General features: G+C 55.6%; 1 rRNA gene. It reads left to right on the forward strand.

Going from position 1 to position 1,146, the window contains the following annotated elements:
- Nucleotides 1-1,146: ribosomal RNA gene (locus OKS35_RS15255) — 23S ribosomal RNA — on the forward strand; the annotation flags it as partial.

The raw sequence follows: 1,146 nt of genomic DNA on the forward strand, positions 1-1,146 counted from the left end.
CGAAACCCCATCCCCTCCAGAGTGGATCCTGAGTACGGCGGGACACGTGAAACCCCGTCGGAATCCGGGAGGACCATCTCCCAAGGCTAAATACTTCCTAGTGACCGATAGTGAACCAGTACCGTGAGGGAAAGGTGAAAAGCACCCCGGAAGGGGAGTGAAAGAGATCCTGAAACCGTATGCCTACAAGTAGTCAGAGCCCGTTCACGGGTGATGGCGTGCCTTTTGTAGAATGAACCGGCGAGTTACGATGGCGGGCGAGGTTAAGCCGATGAGGCGGAGCCGCAGCGAAAGCGAGTCTGAACAGGGCGCATCAGTCCGTCGTCGTAGACCCGAAACCAGGTGATCTACCCATGTCCAGGATGAAGGTCAGGTAACACTGACTGGAGGTCCGAACCCACGCACGTTGAAAAGTGCGGGGATGAGGTGTGGGTAGCGGTGAAATGCCAATCGAACCTGGAGATAGCTGGTTCTCTCCGAAATAGCTTTAGGGCTAGCCTCGAGGTGAAGAGTTCTGGAGGTAGAGCACTGATTGGACTAGGGGCCCCCACAGGGTTACCGAATTCAGTCAAACTCCGAATGCCAGCAACTTGTACTCGGGAGTCAGACTGCGAGTGATAAGATCCGTAGTCGAGAGGGAAACAGCCCAGACCATCAGCTAAGGTCCCCAAGTGTATGTTAAGTGGAAAAGGATGTGGCGCTGCACAGACAACTAGGATGTTGGCTTAGAAGCAGCCACCATTCAAAGAGTGCGTAATAGCTCACTAGTCGAGTGGCGCCGCGCCGAAAATGTAACGGGGCTAAACATACCACCGAAGCTATGGATCCCGTAAGGGATGGTAGGAGAGCGTTCCAAGCAGCAGTGAAGCGGTATCGTGAGGAGCCGTGGAGCGCTTGGAAGTGAGAATGCCGGTGTGAGTAGCGAAAAGAGGGGTGAGAATCCCCTCCGTCGAAAGCCTAAGGTTTCCTGAGGAAGGCTCGTCCGCTCAGGGTTAGTCTGGACCTAAGCCGAGGCCGAAAGGCGTAGGCGATGGACAACAGGTCGATATTCCTGTACCGCCGTACCACCGTTTGAACGATGGGGGGACGCAGAAGGATAAGGTGACCGTGCGACTGGAAGTGCACGGACAAGCAGCGAGGCCGTCG

It is taken from the genome of Exiguobacterium sp. N5, from assembly GCF_025842465.1.
GTDB classification, from domain to species: domain Bacteria; phylum Bacillota; class Bacilli; order Exiguobacteriales; family Exiguobacteriaceae; genus Exiguobacterium; species Exiguobacterium profundum.